Source organism: Halegenticoccus soli (assembly GCF_002844195.1).
Lineage (GTDB): Archaea > Halobacteriota > Halobacteria > Halobacteriales > Haloferacaceae > Halegenticoccus > Halegenticoccus soli.
The window spans coordinates 57,192-73,857 of record NZ_PEND01000005.1; the positions used below are offsets into that span (position 1 = coordinate 57,192).

At 66.3% G+C, this 16,666-nt stretch carries 17 protein-coding genes; 9 read left to right on the plus strand and 8 right to left on the minus strand.

Going from position 1 to position 16,666, the window contains the following annotated elements:
* Positions 1–83 precede the first annotated feature (83 nt).
* From CNO20_RS14230 to CNO20_RS14240, 3 genes are all read left to right on the plus strand, one after another.
* Positions 84–899, plus strand: a complete 816-nt coding sequence (locus tag CNO20_RS14230; protein WP_101296802.1) for an enoyl-CoA hydratase/isomerase family protein — start codon at positions 84–86, stop codon at positions 897–899.
* Between the two features lie 144 nt (positions 900–1,043).
* A complete protein-coding gene (locus tag CNO20_RS14235) occupies positions 1,044–1,820 on the plus strand; it encodes an enoyl-CoA hydratase/isomerase family protein (RefSeq protein ID WP_101296803.1) in 777 nt (258 codons plus the stop codon).
* Positions 1,821–1,880: 60 nt separating this feature from the next.
* Positions 1,881–2,225: a hypothetical protein gene (locus CNO20_RS14240; protein WP_101296804.1), complete on the plus strand. Its 345-nt coding sequence runs from the start codon at positions 1,881–1,883 to the stop codon at positions 2,223–2,225.
* A gap of 473 nt (positions 2,226–2,698) precedes the next feature.
* On the opposite strand, the gene CNO20_RS14245 is transcribed toward CNO20_RS14240, so the two are convergent.
* From CNO20_RS14245 to CNO20_RS14265, 5 genes are all read right to left on the minus strand, one after another.
* The gene (locus CNO20_RS14245; protein WP_101296805.1) at positions 2,699–2,932 is read right to left on the minus strand and encodes a hypothetical protein; all 234 of its coding nucleotides are present in this window, start codon (positions 2,930–2,932) and stop codon (positions 2,699–2,701) included.
* Positions 2,933–3,823, minus strand: a complete 891-nt coding sequence (locus CNO20_RS14250; protein ID WP_233204210.1) for a carbohydrate ABC transporter permease — start codon at positions 3,821–3,823, stop codon at positions 2,933–2,935.
* Entirely contained in the window at positions 3,804–4,742 is a 939-nt protein-coding gene (locus CNO20_RS14255; protein WP_101296806.1) for a carbohydrate ABC transporter permease, read from the minus strand. The genes CNO20_RS14250 and CNO20_RS14255 overlap by 20 nt, the downstream gene beginning before the upstream one ends.
* Before the next feature lie 3 nt (positions 4,743–4,745).
* On the minus strand, positions 4,746–6,011 hold the full coding sequence (locus CNO20_RS14260) for an extracellular solute-binding protein (protein WP_101296807.1): 1,266 nt from the start codon (positions 6,009–6,011) through the stop codon (positions 4,746–4,748).
* Between the two features lie 151 nt (positions 6,012–6,162).
* The gene (locus CNO20_RS14265) at positions 6,163–7,293 is read right to left on the minus strand and encodes an ABC transporter ATP-binding protein (RefSeq protein ID WP_101296808.1); all 1,131 of its coding nucleotides are present in this window, start codon (positions 7,291–7,293) and stop codon (positions 6,163–6,165) included.
* Positions 7,294–7,633: 340 nt separating this feature from the next.
* On the opposite strand from CNO20_RS14265, the gene CNO20_RS14270 reads away from it, so the two are divergent.
* Together CNO20_RS14270 and CNO20_RS14275 are read left to right on the plus strand one after the other, a co-directional pair.
* Positions 7,634–8,437, plus strand: a complete 804-nt coding sequence (locus CNO20_RS14270) for a sugar phosphate isomerase/epimerase family protein (protein WP_101296809.1) — start codon at positions 7,634–7,636, stop codon at positions 8,435–8,437.
* Between the two features lie 175 nt (positions 8,438–8,612).
* Entirely contained in the window at positions 8,613–8,993 is a 381-nt protein-coding gene (locus CNO20_RS14275) for a Rid family detoxifying hydrolase (RefSeq protein WP_101296810.1), read from the plus strand.
* A 65-nt stretch (positions 8,994–9,058) separates the two neighbouring features.
* Here the strand turns inward: CNO20_RS14275 and CNO20_RS14280 are convergent, their stop codons facing one another.
* On the minus strand, positions 9,059–10,078 hold the full coding sequence (locus CNO20_RS14280; RefSeq protein ID WP_101296811.1) for a zinc-dependent alcohol dehydrogenase: 1,020 nt from the start codon (positions 10,076–10,078) through the stop codon (positions 9,059–9,061).
* Between the two features lie 180 nt (positions 10,079–10,258).
* Between CNO20_RS14280 and CNO20_RS14285 the strand changes: the two genes are divergently transcribed.
* The 4 genes from CNO20_RS14285 (at position 10,259) to CNO20_RS14300 (ending at position 14,654) form a co-directional block, all read left to right on the plus strand.
* Complete coding sequence (locus tag CNO20_RS14285) at positions 10,259–10,957, plus strand: PIG-L deacetylase family protein (RefSeq protein WP_101296812.1); 699 nt, start codon at positions 10,259–10,261, stop codon at positions 10,955–10,957.
* A 313-nt stretch (positions 10,958–11,270) separates the two neighbouring features.
* Complete coding sequence (locus tag CNO20_RS14290) at positions 11,271–12,551, plus strand: Cdc6/Cdc18 family protein (RefSeq protein ID WP_101296813.1); 1,281 nt, start codon at positions 11,271–11,273, stop codon at positions 12,549–12,551.
* Positions 12,552–12,633: 82 nt separating this feature from the next.
* On the plus strand, positions 12,634–13,632 hold the full coding sequence (locus tag CNO20_RS14295) for a Gfo/Idh/MocA family protein (RefSeq protein WP_101296814.1): 999 nt from the start codon (positions 12,634–12,636) through the stop codon (positions 13,630–13,632).
* Positions 13,629–14,654 (plus strand): Gfo/Idh/MocA family protein, encoded by a 1,026-nt coding sequence (locus tag CNO20_RS14300; protein ID WP_101296815.1) that lies wholly within the window; start codon positions 13,629–13,631, stop codon positions 14,652–14,654. Before CNO20_RS14295 ends, CNO20_RS14300 begins: the two co-directional genes overlap by 4 nt.
* Positions 14,655–14,674: 20 nt before the next feature.
* On the opposite strand, the gene CNO20_RS14305 is transcribed toward CNO20_RS14300, so the two are convergent.
* Together CNO20_RS14305 and CNO20_RS14310 are read right to left on the minus strand one after the other, a co-directional pair.
* Entirely contained in the window at positions 14,675–15,661 is a 987-nt protein-coding gene (locus tag CNO20_RS14305) for a Gfo/Idh/MocA family protein (RefSeq protein ID WP_101296816.1), read from the minus strand.
* Positions 15,658–16,632: a Gfo/Idh/MocA family protein gene (locus tag CNO20_RS14310; protein ID WP_101296817.1), complete on the minus strand. Its 975-nt coding sequence runs from the start codon at positions 16,630–16,632 to the stop codon at positions 15,658–15,660. Before CNO20_RS14310 ends, CNO20_RS14305 begins: the two co-directional genes overlap by 4 nt.
* Positions 16,633–16,666: the final 34 nt, after the last annotated feature.

Below are 16,666 nucleotides of genomic sequence, written 5' to 3' on the forward strand. Positions count from 1 at the left end.
CCTAACGCGCCGTTGTCGTCGACAATCACGGAAACGCCCTCCCTCGTCTCGCAGGCGGGAGAGATGAGCGGGGAGCGGTCCGAATGACCGCTCGGCGGGAACGGTACCACGAGCACGTGCGCCTGTGTTACGAAGCGGAGAACGAGTCGCGCGTGGCGTGGTTGACGATGGAACGGGGGGACAAACCGATCAACGCGTTCTCCCCGTCGATGGTCGACGCGATGACCGAGGCGGTAGACGCCGTCTCCGGCACCGTCCGAGGTCTCGTCCTCACCGGAGAAGAGGAGTTCTCGGTCGGCGCGAACCTTCGGTCGTTCTGGGAGACTCCGCGGGAGATGCGACCGGCGGCCATCGATAGCATGGCCGCGGCGTCGAACCGATTCATCCGCGCGCTTCACGCGTTCGAGGGTCCGGTACTCGCAGCCGTCGGCGGAACGGCCGCCGGCGGCGGACTCGGCTTCGCACTCGCCTGCGACCTCGTCGCCATGCACGAGGACGCCGTTCTTGACACGGCGTACGCCCGCATCGGTCTCGCTCCCGACAACGCGACGCCGTACTTCCTCGCGCAGGCGCTCGGACCGTACCGCGCCCGCGAACTGCTGTTCGCTCCGCGCCCGATCGGAGCCGAAGAAGCGCGGAACCTCGGCCTCGTCAACGTCGTGTACGACGGAACGCCGGAGGAGTTCAGAGCGAAGGTCTCGGAGTACGCTACGACAGTCACGGCCGGGCCGACCAAGGTTCACGCGCAGACGAAACAGCTGGTGGACACCGCACTCCTCGGCGACCTCGACCAGCATCTCGAACGCGAACGCGACACCATCAAACGCACCAGCGCCTCCGAAACGTTCGACGAGGGGTTGAACGCATTCTTCGAGGATCGGACTCCCGAGTGGGACTAGGTGCGGCCGGCCTCCGACTCGGGTACCCGGGGCCGATAGTCCTGTTTCCGACAGTCTCTGTCCCACCACCGCCCCACCACCGGTTCGCGAAGCGCTCTCGCCTGACCCATATAGTAATGGTACTTGCCGCGGTTGGTCCGGGCGATGAGCTTCGATACCCTCGACGTCACTGTCGACGACGGAATCGCGACGGTGCGGCTCGCGAACGACCCGGTTAACGCGATCAGCCAGACGGTTCGATACGAACTTTCGGACGCACTCGACATACTTCGCGAAGAGCGCGTCCGCGTCGGCGTCTTCGCCGGCGCGGAGGACGTGTTCTCGGTCGGCGCGGACGTCGGGTTGTTCGAGGAGGCCCAGGAGTGGACGACCGCGGAGTTCCGCGCGAATTCCCGGATTCTCGGCCGGGTCTTCTCCGGCATCGAAGAGCTGGAGAAACCGGTACTCGCGGCGATCGACGGCACGTGCGTCGGCGGCGGGCTCGAACTGGCCTTGGCCTGCGACGTTCGGATCGTCGCGCCCGATGCCACGCTCGGCTTTCCGGAGCACAACATCGGGCTGATCCCTGGCCTCGGCGGCTGCTCGCGGTTCGTCCAGTTAGTCGGACCGGGCAAGGCCAAAGACCTCATTTTCACCGGCGAACTGTTCGACGGCGAGACGGCATCCGAGCTCGGCGTCGCGGAACGAGTCGCCGAGAACCCCGACGCGGCGGCGCGGGAATACGCCGAATCGTTGCTCACCCGACCGCCTCAGGCACTCGGGCTGGCAAAACGCGTGGTCAACGCCGCCCGGGACACGGACACGCGAACCGCGGGGTTGTTGGAGTCGCTCGCTCAGAGTACCCTTATCGAGACACGCGACCACGCGGAGGGGATCGAAGCTTTCCGCGATAAACGCGACCCGGAGTTTACGGGACGGTGACTCGCGAGCGTCTCTTCTCTCCCCGGTCGGATTGTGTCCCCTCTTCGAGAGGCTCCGGTCATGCGAGAAGCGATTTCCGGTGCGGAACCGACGGTCGCCGAGTCGGCGTTCATCTCGAAGATGACCTCCCTCACCGGCGATGTCGCGGTGGGAGATCGAACGAGTATCTGGCCCTTCGTCTGTCTGCGCAGGGACGAACCGGGAGTTCCGACGGTCGTCGGCGAGGAGTGTAACGTCCAGGAGTTCACGATGCTCCACGGCGGCGAGATCGGCGACGATGTCTCCATCGGTCACAGCACCGTCGTCGATCACACAGAATCGAGGAGAAAGCCCACGACTACAGTCGTGGGACGAATCCGACAAACACGACGCGATCCACCGACGATAGGGGCCCTCTCCCGCTGATTGGCGTCTGAAGCTGGCCGGTGGCGTACGTTCGACGATCTACTCGGGTACTTTGTATGCTCTGGTTAGCTGATCGCTGGTTGACCGTAGGGCGCTCAAATTGAACATAAGTAATCGTACAAATTTTGAATGCGCCCAATCATTCCCAGTAGAACGATATGCTACTGCTTATTTTGGCTCCAGTTAGAGCTAAAGATCGGAAATAACTGGCGAAAATCTTCCCAACCAGATTTTATCCCATTCGAAACAACGAGAATATTCTGATAGGTGGCAGACTCGCCGTTTCTCCTCGTAACCGGAACTTTCAGGCCCATTCGGGCGAATTCGTCGCTCGTATCTCGACGTAGCACCGGCGCCGCCTTTCACGGGCATCTCCAACAATTAATGTGCCTATGAATGTGGCTCTGAGAAGCTTCGAGTTCGAATCGACGGAAGAAACGATCTCTACCGGTCTCTCGAAAAGAGCTAAAATCTCAGTGCGGCCAGGGCCGCATCGGCCAGAAGTACGCGAGGACGGCGAGCGCGAGCAGCAGGAAGCCGCCGACTTTGAGCGCCGGACCGGCGTCCATCTCCTCGCGGACGAACGACAGGTACAGGACGCCGGCTGCGGCGGCGAGGAAGACTAACGCGCCGCCGACGATCGGCTGATTCTCGCCGGCGTACCCGAGCTTCAACGCGACCGACAGCAGGAGCGGAAGGTGAGCCATCTACCCTTTCCCCCCCGAGAGGGCGATGCCCTCCATGAACGTCCGCTGGGCTAGCAGGTACGCGGCCAGCACCGGGAGCGCGGCGAGGATCGCCGCCGCGAGGAGCTGCCCCCACTGCGAGGAGTACCTCCCCGTGAGGAGGCCGATCCCGACCTGAAGGGGGTACATGGCCCCGTCGTCGAGAATGATGAGCGGCCAGAGGAACGCCCCCCACGTGAAGATGAACGTGAACACGCCCAGCGACGAGAGCGCCGGCTTGGCGAGCGGGAGCATGATGCGCGTGTACGTCTGGAGCGTGCTGCAACCGTCCATCCGCGCGGCTTCGATGAGCGAGTCGGGGATGGTGAGGAAGAACTGGCGCATCATGAACGTCCCGAATGGGTTCGCTATGTAGAGAACCATCACCGCCCAGTAGGTGTTCGACCAGTTCAGCATGTTCATCTCGATGTACAGCGGGACGAGCACCACCTGCGGCGGGATGACGAGCGTTCCGATGACGAGCGTGTACACGAGGGACTTGCCCCTGAACTTCCCCTTCGCGAGCGCGTACCCCGCGAGCGTGTCGAGCAGGAGCGTGAAGTACACGACCCCGACGGTGATGACGAGGCTGTTGAGGATCCACCGGTCCAGCGGATTTTGGAGCCAGACGTTCACGTAGTTGGCGAACGTCGGGTCCTCCGGGATGATCCGGAAGATCGTCGTGAAGATCTTGTTCTCCGGTTTGAGCGACGCGAGGAGGGCCCAGGCGAACGGGATGATCGCCAGGGCGCTCGCGGTCAATAAAATCCCGTGAGCGAGCCCTTTCCGGAGGTAATCCCCCCGCGAGCGTTCGAGTTTCACCGACGGTCGACCGCTCTCGAGGTCGAGGCCGTCAGTACTCAACCGTATCACCCCACGTCCGCTGCTGGACGATGCTCAGCCCGAACACGATGAGGAACAGGACGACCGCGATCGCGCTCGCGTACCCCATGTTGAACTGCTGGAAGCCCTGCTCCCAGAAGTAAAAGACGATCGAGTACGTCGAGTGGACGGGGCCGCCCTGCGTCATCACGTACACCTGCGTGTACAGCCTGAACGAGAAGATGAGCGTCACGACCACGACGAAGAAGGACGTCGGCTTCAGGAGCGGAAGCGTGATGTAGCGAAAGCGCTGCCACCGGTTGGCGCCGTCGATGATCGCCGCCTCGTAGAAATCGTCCGGGATACCCTTGAGGCCCGCCAGAAAGATGACCATGTTGAACCCGACGTGCTTCCAGATGCTCATCAGCGCGATGGACGCCAGCGCCGTCTTGGAACTCTGGAGCCAGTCCGGCTGCGGAAGGCCGACGGTACCGAGAGCCGCGTTGATCAGGCCGTACTGCGGGTTGTAGAGCCACGACCAGATGAGCGAGACGACCACCCACGACGTCACGACCGGCAGGAAGATCGCCGCGGAGTAGAACTTCGTCCCCCGGAGGTTCATGTTGAGCAGGAGCGCGAGACCCAGCGCGATGGGGACGTCGATGGCGATGAGCGCGAGGCTGTATCCCGCGGTGTTGACGAGTGCGTCCCAGAAGATCGGATCCCGAAACAGCGCGACGTAGTTGTCGAGCCCGACGAACGGGTGCTGCGTCGCGAGCGGCTCCCACTGGTGGAGGCTGATCCAGAACGCTCCGACGAACGGGACCAACAGGACGACGCTGAACAGCAGGACCTTCGGGAAGACGATGAGGTACCACGAGAGGTCGTCTTCCGAGCTCGCGGTCGCGAAATCGGGTACGTACCCCGTGAGCTGTCGTCGGATGCGTCGGAGGCTTTGCGATTGAGCCATGGTTCAGAGCAGGCCGTTGATCTCCTCCGCCGCTTTGTCGAGGGCGCTCTTCGGATCCGTCCCCTGGAAGATCGCCTCGGCCTGCGTGTGAACCGCCGTCCACATCTTTCCGACGTCCGGATGGCTGGGAAACGCCACGGCGTTCTCCATCTCCTGGGCGACGACCTTCAGCTTCGGGTGGTCGTCGAGGTACTGCTTGAACGCGTCCGTCTCGTAGGCGTCCTTGCGGCCGGGGAACCCGCCCATCGCCCTGGTGACGTTCTTCTGGACCTCCATCGAATCGATGTATTCGAGCCACTTGCGGCCGATTTCCTGGTCGGCCCCGCCCCGGCTGGGGACCGAGTAGTAGACCCCGGCGCTCCACGTGTGGCTCTTTTCGATCCGGGGACCGCCGGGGTGGGGGTTGTACTGCCAGTCGATGCCGCTGTCGCGCAGGCGCGGGTAGTGCCACGACCCGGCATACAACATCGGCGCCTGACCGCTGAGGAAGTCCTCGACGTGCGTCGTCCCGGACGTGCGGGCGAGGACGTGCTCGTCTTCGACGACCATCGGCTGGAGGAATTCGGCCGCCTCCACCGCCGCCGCGTTGTTGATCGCCGCCTTCGACCCGTCTTCGGTCAGGTACCCGCTGCCGTTCGAGAGGACGAACGCGTCGAGCCCTTCGCCGGCCGCCATCGAGTAGCCGGTGCCGTGTTCCTTCCCCAGTTCTTCCACCCAGTTGGCGAACTCGTCCCAGCTCGGCCGGTGTGACGGGTCGGGAACCTCGAGGCCGGCCTGTTCGAACATCTGCTTGTTGATGCAGAGCAGCCGGCAGTCGGCGTACCAGGGAACGCTCCACAGCGTGCCGTCGTACGAGCTGTTGTTGCGCGCCGCGGTGACGTAATCGTCGGGCGAAAAACCGTGCTCCTCCAGGTTCACGGCGACGCCCTTGTCGCCGAAGCGGGGAACCCAAAGAACGGACAAGGCGAGGCTGTCCGGCGCGTTCCCCGCCGGAATCGCCGACGTCGCTTTCGCGAGGTAGTTGTCGAAGGGGTAGTACTGCCAGTTGACGCCGTCTAGACCGTGCTTCTTCTCGAACTCCTTCGCCTGTTCCTCGCGAATCGGCGACAGCCCCGGATCGTTCCAGGCCCACAGCGTGGCCGAGTTGCTCCCATCGGATTGGCCCGAGTCGCCGCTCCGGCCGCCGCTGGCACAACCGGCCAACCCGGCCGCCCCGGCTCCTCCAGCGATCGCTAACGCCTTCCGTCGAGTCACGCGGTTCTCTCTCATGGGCTACCTTACGGGAAGAGGAGAGTCTTGCATGATAAATGTTTGGGATACTCTGTCAGTCCATCCACCATGAGGAATTCGTCCGGGAGTGCCGACCGAAGGACCGACCCCGCGAGAGGGACGTAGCGGACGATCGGACGCGGGCACCGACTCAGGCGCGGACACCGTGATCCTCCGTCCGCGTCGCGCTCCGCGTCTTCAGCGCGTCGCCGGTCTCGGCGTCGAAGAGGTGAATCCTGTTCTCCGGCATCGCGATATCGACGGTGGCTCCTGGCTGGATTATCCGTTCGCCGCTGAGGCAGAGCGTACACGTTTCGCCGCCGAGTTCGACGTAGGCGTACGTCACGTCGCCCATCGGTTCGGTCACCGTCACCTGAACGGTGACGCTGTTCGCATCGTCGGGGCTCGCCAGTTCGACGTCTTCCGGACGGATCCCCATCGTCAACGGACCGTCGGCGACCGACAACTCGTCGCGGATTTCGGCGCTGAGATCGTACCGGAACGCCTCGTGCACGAGCGCCCCGTCGGCGTGCTCGACGTCGAAGAAGTTCATCGACGGCGAGCCGATGAATCCCGCGACGAACCTGTTCGCGGGCTCGTAGTAGCATTCGAGCGGCGTCCCCAGCTGCTGGAGCTCGCCGTCGTTGAGGATGGCGATGCGGTCGCCCATCGTCATCGCCTCGGTCTGGTCGTGCGTCACGTAGATCGTCGTGATGTCGAGCTCCTGCTGGAGGTTCTGTAACTCGGTCCGCATCGTCGTCCGGAGCTTCGCGTCGAGGTTCGACAGCGGCTCGTCCATTAGAAACACCTCGGGCTCGCGGACGATGGCGCGCCCGAGCGCGACGCGCTGCTGCTGCCCCCCCGACAGGTCGCCCGGCTTTTTGTCGAGGAGGTCCTGGATGTCCATCATCCTCGCCGTCCGTTCGACGCGCTCTGCGATCTCCTCCTTCGAGAGGTCGGTGGACATCTTCAGGCCGAACGCCATGTTGTCCCGGGCGGTCATGTGCGGATACAGCGCGTAGTTCTGGAACACCATGGCGATGTCGCGCTCCGTCGGCGGCTGGTTCGTGATCGGTTCGTCGTCGAGGAGAATCTCTCCCTCGCTCACCGTCTCTAGCCCCGCAACGCACCGGAGCGTCGTCGACTTCCCGCAGCCCGACGGACCGACGAGGACGAGAAACTCCCCGTCGTCGACGTCGATGTCGAGGTCGTCCACCGCGACGATCGGCCGGCTGTCGTCCTCGAAGACCTTTCGAAGGTGACGGATCTCTAGTTTACCCATCGCGGACTCACTACCGTAGCGCATCGTAATTGGTAATAATAAATGCACGGGTGCTAACGCCGGGTAGTGTTCAGATACGCAGTTACCGCGAGGAGCTCCATCGGGGACTACCAGAAAGCCCTCGGGCGGGTCGACTCCCGCGGCTCGCTGCGCGCGGTCGCTCCCGGCGGTCGCTCACGTGCTTGCGTCGCCGGGGGTCGCCGACCCGCCCTCGCCCTTTCAATCCACAGGGCTGACGGCTGAGCGACTCCACGAAACCGCCGGCGGTAACGTCCGTCTCTGAACAGTGCCCCCGATCGCGTCCGAAGGTATTTCCGTTTACGCTGAAACCGGTGACACCATGAAGTTCGCTCTCAACCAGGTAGGCTTCCCGTACGAGGACCTCCTCGAGAACCTGTCGTTCCTCGCGGACGCCGGGTACGACGGCGTCGAACCGAACGTGACCGCCGACGGGCCGCTGTGGGACGACGACCGCGTGGCCGCTTTCGCGGCGGAAGCGAACCGGGCGGGAGTCGGGGTTCCCGCCGTCTCCACGACGCTCCACTGGGAGTTTCCCCTGTCGAGTCCGGACGGGAAAACGCGCGACCGCGGCGTCGAGATCGGCGAGCGGATGATCGAGGTCGCCGCGAGGGTCGGCGCGGAGGCCGTTCTCATCGTTCCGGGGGTCGTCGACGGCGACACCCCGTACGACGAGGCGTACGATCGGGGGCTGGAGGCCGTCAGGACGCTCGCGAGGCGCGGTTCGGAGTACGGCGTCACGATCGCGGTTGAGAACGTGTGGAACGACTTCCTCCTCTCGCCGCTGGAGTTCGCGTCGTTCGTCGACGCCGCCGCCGAGGCCGGTCCCGTGGGCGCGTACTTCGACGCGGGTAACGTCAGGCGGTTCGGACGGCCCGAGCAGTGGATCCGCATCCTGGGCGACCGCGTCGCGCGGATTCACGTCAAGGACTACCGGACCGACGTCGACACCATCGAGGGGTTCACCTACCCCCTCCAGGGGAACCTCGCGTGGGGGGAAATCACCCGAGCCCTGGCCGACGTCGGCTACGACGGGTGGATAACGGCCGAAGTCCCGCCGTACGAGACGTACCCCGATCAGATGCCGCCGCAGCTGCTGGCGAACCTCCGTCGGATTTTCGCGTGACGGCGACCGCTCGACACCGACGGTGACCGCGCAACACCGACGGCGACCGCGCGACAGTTGGATTCGCTCGTCGGCGCGGATTGCGCCGACGAGCTTCGGATCGCCTCCCGAGCTGACCGGGCGACAGCGCCGCCGAGAAAGACTTTTGCCGGATCCGAGAGCAGAGCAAGCCGCTATGCAAGAGATCAGCACCGACGACGCGCCTCCGAGCATCGGCCCGTTCTCGCAAGCCGTCCGCCACGGCGACACCGTGTACGTGTCCGGGCAGGGACCCATCGACCCCGACACCGGCGAGATCGCGAGCGAGGACGTCAGAGAGCAGACGCGGCGGACGCTCGAAAACGTCGCCACGATCCTCGCCGCGGCCGGCACCTCGATCGACAACGCCGTCAAGGCGACGGTGTTCCTCACCGACATGGATCACTACGACGCCGTCAACGAGGTATACGCAGCGTACGTGAGCGACCCGTACCCCGCGCGAAGCGCGGTTCAGGTCGTCGAACTCCCCGTCGACATCCACGTCGAGATCGAGGTTATCGCCGCTGTCGAGGGGTGAGGATCCTTCACCTCGAACGAGATCGTGCTCCGGGACTCGCCCGCCAGCGACGCGCGCGTCATCGATCAGGGGCGCAGGACGGCCTTGATGACGCCGTCCCGCCGCTCTCGCACGGCTTCGAGCGCCTCGTCGTAGCGGTCGAGGGGGAACTCGTGGGTGACGATGCCGTCGATGGAGAGGTCGCCGCGCCGGAAGAGTTCGACGACCTCTCCGACGGCGTGCGAGGCCGTGACCCCGCCGACCACCTTCAGCTCCTTCGACACGATGTCGTTCGGGTCGATCTCCTTCCGATCGCCGAACACGCCGGTGAGAACGACGCTCCCGCGCTTTTTCGTGACCTTGAGGCACGTGTCGACGACCTCTCCGGCGCCCGCGGCTTCGACGCAGAGGTCGACGCCCTCCCCGTCGGTGTAGGCCACGAGCCGCTCGACCGGATCCTCCTTTCGGACGTTGATCGTGAGCGTCGCGCCGTGGTCCTCGCCGACGGCGAGACGCTCGTCGCGGGTACCCGTGAGCGCGACGTCCTTCACGCCCCGCGCCCGGAGCAGCTGGACGCCGTACAGTCCGAGCGACCCCGGCCCCAGAACGGCGGCCGTATCGTCGAACGACGTCGACACGCGCTGCACCCCGTGAAGCGTGCACGCCGCGGAGTCGATCTGGGTCGCTTCGAGATCGGACACGTCGTCCGGCAGCGGCGTGAGCGTGTACGCGGGGAGCGCGGCGTACTCGCGGTAGCCGCCGTCGACGGTGAAGCCGACCTCCTCGAGGTCGTCGCACTGGTAGTACCGCCCTGCGCGGCACGCCTCGCAGGTGCCGCAGTAGATGAACCCGTGGAGCGCGACGCGGTCGCCCACGTCGAGCGAGTCGACGCCCTCCCCGACCTCGACGACCTCGGCGCACACCTCGTGTCCGGGAACGAGCGGGTAGCTCGTCCAGGGCGGCCCCTCACCCTCGATGAGTCCGACGTCGCTTCCGCAGATACCCACCGCGCGAACGCGAACCAGCGCCTCGCCCCGCTCGGGTTCGGGCCGCGGGCGATCCTCGTCCCACACGTTTCCCTCGCCGTCCGTAACCACTGCTTGCATGGCGTTTCGAGGATTTGCCATGTGAGTAATAAGTGTATCGTCGCCGTCGACTCCGTTCCGCGCGGAGATCGAGGAGAGCGCCGGTTCGCGACGGAGCGGCGAATCCCGGAGGGGCCGGTCCCGGATCGGCGCGCGCCGCGCCGGCACAAGATTTATTACTCGAATCTCGGATCCAAGCGTATGGATCTGGTAGCCATAGTCGCTCACCCGGACGACGCGGACATCTTCTGCGGCGGAACGCTCGCGAAACACGCCGACCGCGGCGACGACGTGACGATCGTCTACATGACCCGGGGCGAGTACGGCGGGTTCGACGTCTCCGAGGACGAACTCGCGGCGACGAGAGAGGCCGAAGCCGAGGCGGCCGCGGAGACTCTCGGCGCTGCCACCGAGTTCCTCGACTTCAAGGACGGCCGGATCACGTACTCGCTCGAACGCCGCCTCCGGATCGTCGACCTCGTCCGCGAGCTTCGACCCGACCTCGTTCTCACCCACTACCGCGACGACATGCACCCCGACCACCGAGTGACGTCCCGGCTGGTCACCGACGCCTACTACATGACCTCGCTGCCGCTCGCCGAAACCGACCACGAACCGTGGGAGCCGGAGAACGTGTACTACTTCGGAAAGCCGACCTCGTCGTTCGAGCCCGAAGTGTACGTCGACGTCAGCGAGCACCAGGAGACGAAGGAAGAGGCGATCCTTCGACACGAATCGCAGGTGGAGTGGCTGGAGGAACACGGGGGCATCGACGCCGAGTTCGACGGACTCGTCGAGGGCGTCCGCGCGGAGGCTCGCACGCTCGGACGAACGCGGGGCGTCGAGTACGCCGAAGGGTTCGTCCCGCTCCACCGCGCGGCCGAGGAGTACCTCGGATAACGCGCGGCCGCCGGTCACCGACCGTTTCTCGCGCCCCCGAGATCGACGCGCCGTCGCGCGGTCACGCGCCGCTTTCTGGACCGATCCGCGAAGAGCACCGAGCCCGATTCGCGAAGAGTACCGAGCCCGATCCGCGAGATCGGGGACGCTCGCGAGCGTCTCTCGCCCGATTACAGGAGTAGGGGTGTAAACAGATACAGGTGAAACGAGGGGGGTCGGGGAACGACGGGGGCGTTTCGCGATTGCGAACGGGTCGCACCGATCGCCGGAACCGACCCGAGAGTTTAAGACGGTCGTTCGGGTACGGTATTCCATGGCACGCCGGGACGGACGGATCGAAAACGCGGACGCGATCGAGGACGTCTTCACTGTCCGCAACAGCATCTTCTCGCGGGAGGATCTCCTCGACACCGGGTACGTCCCCCGATCGACTCGTATCGTCGGACGGAACGAAGAGATCCGCCGACTGGCCGCGGCGCTCAACCCCGCTCTCTCCGGGGGCTCGCCGAACAACGTCTTCCTCTACGGGAAGACGGGAACTGGAAAGTCGCTGTGCGCGAAGTACGCGACGCGCCGCTGTCAGCAGGTCGCGGCCGAAAACGGCGTCGAGATCGGCCGGATCGTCGTCGATTGCTCGCAGGAGGACACCGAAACCCGAGCGGTGCGGGCCCTCGCGAAGGGGTTGAACGATCCGGACGAGACGGGGATCGACGTTCCGGACACCGGTCTGGGCCGGTCGCGGTACTACGAGCGCCTGTGGACCGTTCTCGATTCGAGCTACGACGTCGCGCTCGTCGTCCTCGACGAGATCGACCGCCTCGACGCCGACGACGTCCTCATGCAACTTTCGCGGGCGACCGAAGCCGGGAAGCTCGACCGGTGTTCCGTCGGTATCGTCGGCATCAGCAACAAGATCGGGTACAGGGACCGCCTGCGGGAGCGCGTCAAGAGCAGCCTTCGGGAGCGCGAGATCGTCTTCAAACCGTACGACGTGGACGAGCTGAGCGAAATCATGCGCAACCGCGTCGACGCGTTCCGTGAGAACGCCCTCAGCGGCAGCGTCGTCGGCGAGTGCGCAAAGCTCGCGGCCGAGGAGCACGGCGACGCCCGGAAAGCCATCGACCTGCTCCGCCACGCGGGGGAAATCGCGCGCAGCGCCGGGGCGAGGACCGTAGAGGTGGAGCACGTTCGCGAAGCGAGCGAGCGGGCCGAAAGGGACCGGTTCCACGAACTCCTCGTCGGGGCGACCAATCAGCAGAAGGCCGTGCTGCTGGCCGTCGTCTCGCTCGCGCTGACCGAGAAGTCGCGCGCGTTCAGAACGAAGGAGATCTACGAGGCGTACGAGCAGATCTGCGCCGACGCCGCGCTCGAAGTGCTCTCGAAGCGCCGCGTGCACGACCTCCTCCGCGAGTGGGAGTTCCTCGAGGTGCTCGACATCGCGCGCACCGGCGGCGGTCGCGCGCGGGGGAGCTACCTGGAGTGTCACCTGGTAGAAGATCCGGGAATCGTCCGCTCCGTCATCAACGAGGACGGTCGGTTCGCCGGGCTCGGCTTCGCCTCGGGGAGGAATTCCACGACGTGGTCCAACATCTGACTCCGCGAGGGCCGACGACCCCGCCGCGTCGCTCGTCGATCCGAACAAAGATTTATTACGATTCCTTCCACACGGTGATTCGATGCAGCAAGTCGGCTTAGTGGGGAGTGGCTTCATGGCCGCGACACACGCTAACAGCTATCAGCACATACCGGACGCGGAGGTGACGGCGGTCGCGTCGCTCGACGAGAGCCGGGACGCGTTCGTCGAAGAGCACGTCCCGGAAGCGGACGTGTACGCGGACGCCGAAGAGATGATGGACGCCGCCGACGTCTCGGTCGTCGACGTGTGCACGCCGACGCCGAGCCACCGGCCGCTCGTCGAAGCGGCCGCGGAGCGGGGGCTCGACGTGTTCTGCGAGAAGCCCATGGCGCGGACGCTCGAAGAGGCAGCCGCCGTGATCGACGCGACCGAGCGAACCGGCGTGACGTTCATGACGGGGCACGTGCTCCGCTACTTCCCGGAGTACGCGGAGGCGAAACGGCGCATCGACGCGGGCGAGATCGGAGCGCCGGGGACGCTGCGGGCCGAGCGCCTCTCGTCGCCGCCGGCGCACGGCAGCGACAACTGGTACAGCGACAAGGAGCGCAGCGGCGGCGTCCTCTTCGACATGGCGATTCACGATTTCGACTTCCTGCGCTGGGTCGCGGGCGACGTCGAGCGCGTGTTCACGCGCTCGGCCGAGTGGGAGAACGGACTCCTGAAACAGCACGCGGTCGTCCTGCTCCGCTTCGAAGACGGGCCGATCGGCCACGTCGAGGCGTCGTGGGCCTACCCCGAGGACACGCCGTTCACGACCGCGTACGAGTTCGCGGGCGACGAGGGCTCGCTCGAATTCGACACCCGGGAGGACGACTCGCTGCGCGTCCCCGGCGGCGCCGGCGAGGCGCACATCCCGCGGAGTCCGCTCGCGACCGACCCGTACACCCGGGAACTCGACCACTTCATCGCCTGCGTCGAGGGGGGCGCGGATCCCGATATCACGCCGGAGGACGCGTACGAGGCGATCCGCATCGCGGTCGCGGCCGTCGAGTCGGCCGAGTCGGGCGAACCGGTTTACCTGTCGGAGGTGGGCGCGTGAGCGCGCGCATCGGGATCTGCTCGGCGGCGCACCTCCACGCGGACTCCTACGCCGCCTGCCTCGACGGCCTTGAGGGGGCCGAATTCGTCGGCGTGACAGCCGAGGGGGACGAGGTGGAGCGGACGAAGGAGAAGACGGACGAGTACGGAACCGACTTCTACGCGCCCGACGAACTCCTCGCCCGCGTCGACGGCGTCGTCGTCTGCTCGACCAACGCCGATCACGGCGACTGGGTCGAGCGCGCCGCCGCCGCGGGCGTCGACGTTCTCTGCGAGAAACCCCTCGCGCCCTCGGTGACAGAGGCGCGCGCCATGGTGGAGGTGTGCGAGAGCGCCGGCGTTCACCTCGGCGTCGCGATGCCGCTCCGGTTCTGCCAACCCGTTCGGAACGCCAAGGCCGCGCTCGACGACGGGGCGCTCGGCGACGTCCGATTCCTCAGCGGAACGAACCGCGGCCGCATGCCCGGCGAGTGGTTCACCGACCCGGAGAGGGCGGGCGGCGGCGCCGTCGTGGACCACACCGTGCACATCGTCGACGCCGTGCGCTGGTTGACCGGGGAGGACGTTCGCGAGGTGTACGCGGAGATCGACACCCGCTTTCACGACGTCCCGGTCGAGGACTGTAACCTCCTGTCGATGGAACTCTCCGACGGGACGAGCTTCGTCCTCGACGGCTCGTGGAGCAAGCCGGATCGATGGGAGACGTGGGGGGACGCCACGCTCCGGCTGGTCGGAACTGACGGCGTCGTCTCCGTCAACTGTTTCGGACAGACGATCAAACAGACGCGCGACACCGGCGACGCAGGCATCCGCTCCGTCTACTGGGGGTCGAACCCCGACGAAGGGCTGGTTCGCGACTTCGTCGACGCCGTCGCCGAGGGTCGCCCGCCGCTTAAGACCGGTGCGGACGCGCTCGACGACGTGGCCGTCGTCGAAGCCGCCTACGAGTCCGCGGAGCGCGGCGAACCGGTCGCGGTGGAGTCCACGGCCGAGCGACTGCGCCGCCCCGAACGAACGCCGTAGCCGGATCGTGGACCCCGGCGTCAGTACGAAATCTCGACTGGCTCGTCGCGCGCCGCCGATTCGTACGCCGCCTCCATGACCCGGACGGTTTTCACCCCGTCCGACAGCGGCGTCATCGGTTCGCGGCCCGTTTCGAGCGCACCGATGAAGTCTCTGAGGAGCGCGTTGTTGGGATCCGCGCCCCAGAAGACCGACTCGACGCCCTTGTCGCGCCCGGTGTCGCGGACGCAGGTGTACGACTGGCCGAAGCAGTCGGCGGTGACGACGTCGTCGCTGCCGATCAGTTCCAGCGTCGCGTCCCCCCAGAAGGTGTTCTCCATCGGGGTACTCCACGAGCCGTCGAGGACGAAGCTCGTCCCGTCGGAGAGTTCCATCGACAGGAGATTCACGTCTTCGACCGGAACGTCGTAAAAGCGCGTTCCGATCTCCGCGTACACCTCGGTGACCCGCTCGCCCGTGATCCAGTGGACGACGTCGACGATGTGATCGGTGTGGTCCATGACCGCGCCGCCGCCGGCGAGGTCCGGGTCGGTGAACCACCCGCCGGGCATCCGCCCTCGGTTCGTCCCGGAGATCGCCAGGAGCGTCCCGAGGTCGCCTCGCTCGTAGGCGCGCTTGGCCGCCCGAATCGGACGGCTGAACTTGAGCGGCATCGCCATGCCGGCGACGAGACCCTCCCGCTCGCATCGATCGCGGAGTTCGCGCGCCTCCGCGAGCGAGGTTGCGAGCGGCTTCTCACAGAGGACGGCGACGTCGTTCGTCAGCGCGAGGTCGAACAACTCGCCGTGGGCCGCCGTCGACGAACAGACCAGGACGCCGTCCGCGGACCGCACGAGCTCCCGGCGCGAGAGGGGCACCGTTCCGACCGCGTTCGCCCGATACCGCGCCCGCTCCGGATTCTCGTCGCTCAGTCCGACGAGTTCGACGCCGGGCATCTTCGCCAGTAACGCCGCGTACACTTCGGCGTTGACGTGTGCGGTCGAGCAGATCCCGATCCTGGTCGTCATGCGCTCACCTCGTCGATGCTGACGGGGCGGCCCTCCGCGATCGATCTACGGGTCGCCAGCACCGCGCGCGTCGCCGCCGCGGCGGCCGAGACGTCCGCAGCTCCGTCCGCCGCGCGGTCCGAACGGTTGACGAACGCCCGGAGCATCCGTGCGTAACAATCGTCGTCGCGAGCGGCCGGGTCGATCGTCTCGCCCCCGGAGGATCGAACGGAGACCGCGTCCTCCTCGGTGAACCGAACGACGCCGTGATCGCCGGCGAGTTCGATCTCGACCCGGGGAGGGACCGCCGCGTCGGACCACGTGACTTCGACCTGCCCCTTCGCGCCGTTCTCGAACCGCAGGAGGACGTGTACGTGGTCGTAGGCGCCCCCTTCGGCGGCGCGCGCGAACACGCGGTCGATGGGCCCGAACAGCCACCGGAGCACGTCGAAGTCGTGCGCGGCGACTGCTCCGAGGACGGTACCCGGCGTCTCCGCGGCCCGAAGCGCGACGTACCACGCGTTCCAGCCCTGGTCGGGCGACGGCGCGGTGCGCTTTATCCGGGCGACTCCGAGCGACCCGATTCCCCCGCCCTCCGCGTGGTCGCGCATCCGACCGTACAGCCGGGAGAACCGATTGACCGACGCCGCTACCAGTCGTCCGTCCGAGGCGTCGGCGGTCGAAACGAGCGAATCGAGGTCCTCCCGCGCGTACGCGAGCGGCGGATCGCAGCGGACCGACAGACCCGCTTCGAGCGCGGTTCGGACCGTCGAACGGTGTTCGGCCGCGGGGCCGCAGACGTCCACGGCGTCTACGGGGAGTTCCCGGAGGGACTCGTCGAGCGTTCCGTACGCGGGCGCGTCGATGCCCTCCGGAATCTCGGTCGGCGCGTCAGTCACGAGGCCGCCAACCGCCACGTCGTCGATGCACTCGTACCGCTCCGCGTTGCGGCGGATCGCCCGACCGCGACCGACTATGGCGACGGTTCGCATACTCGTACCTCCCGCTCCTGCGTGATAAGTATTG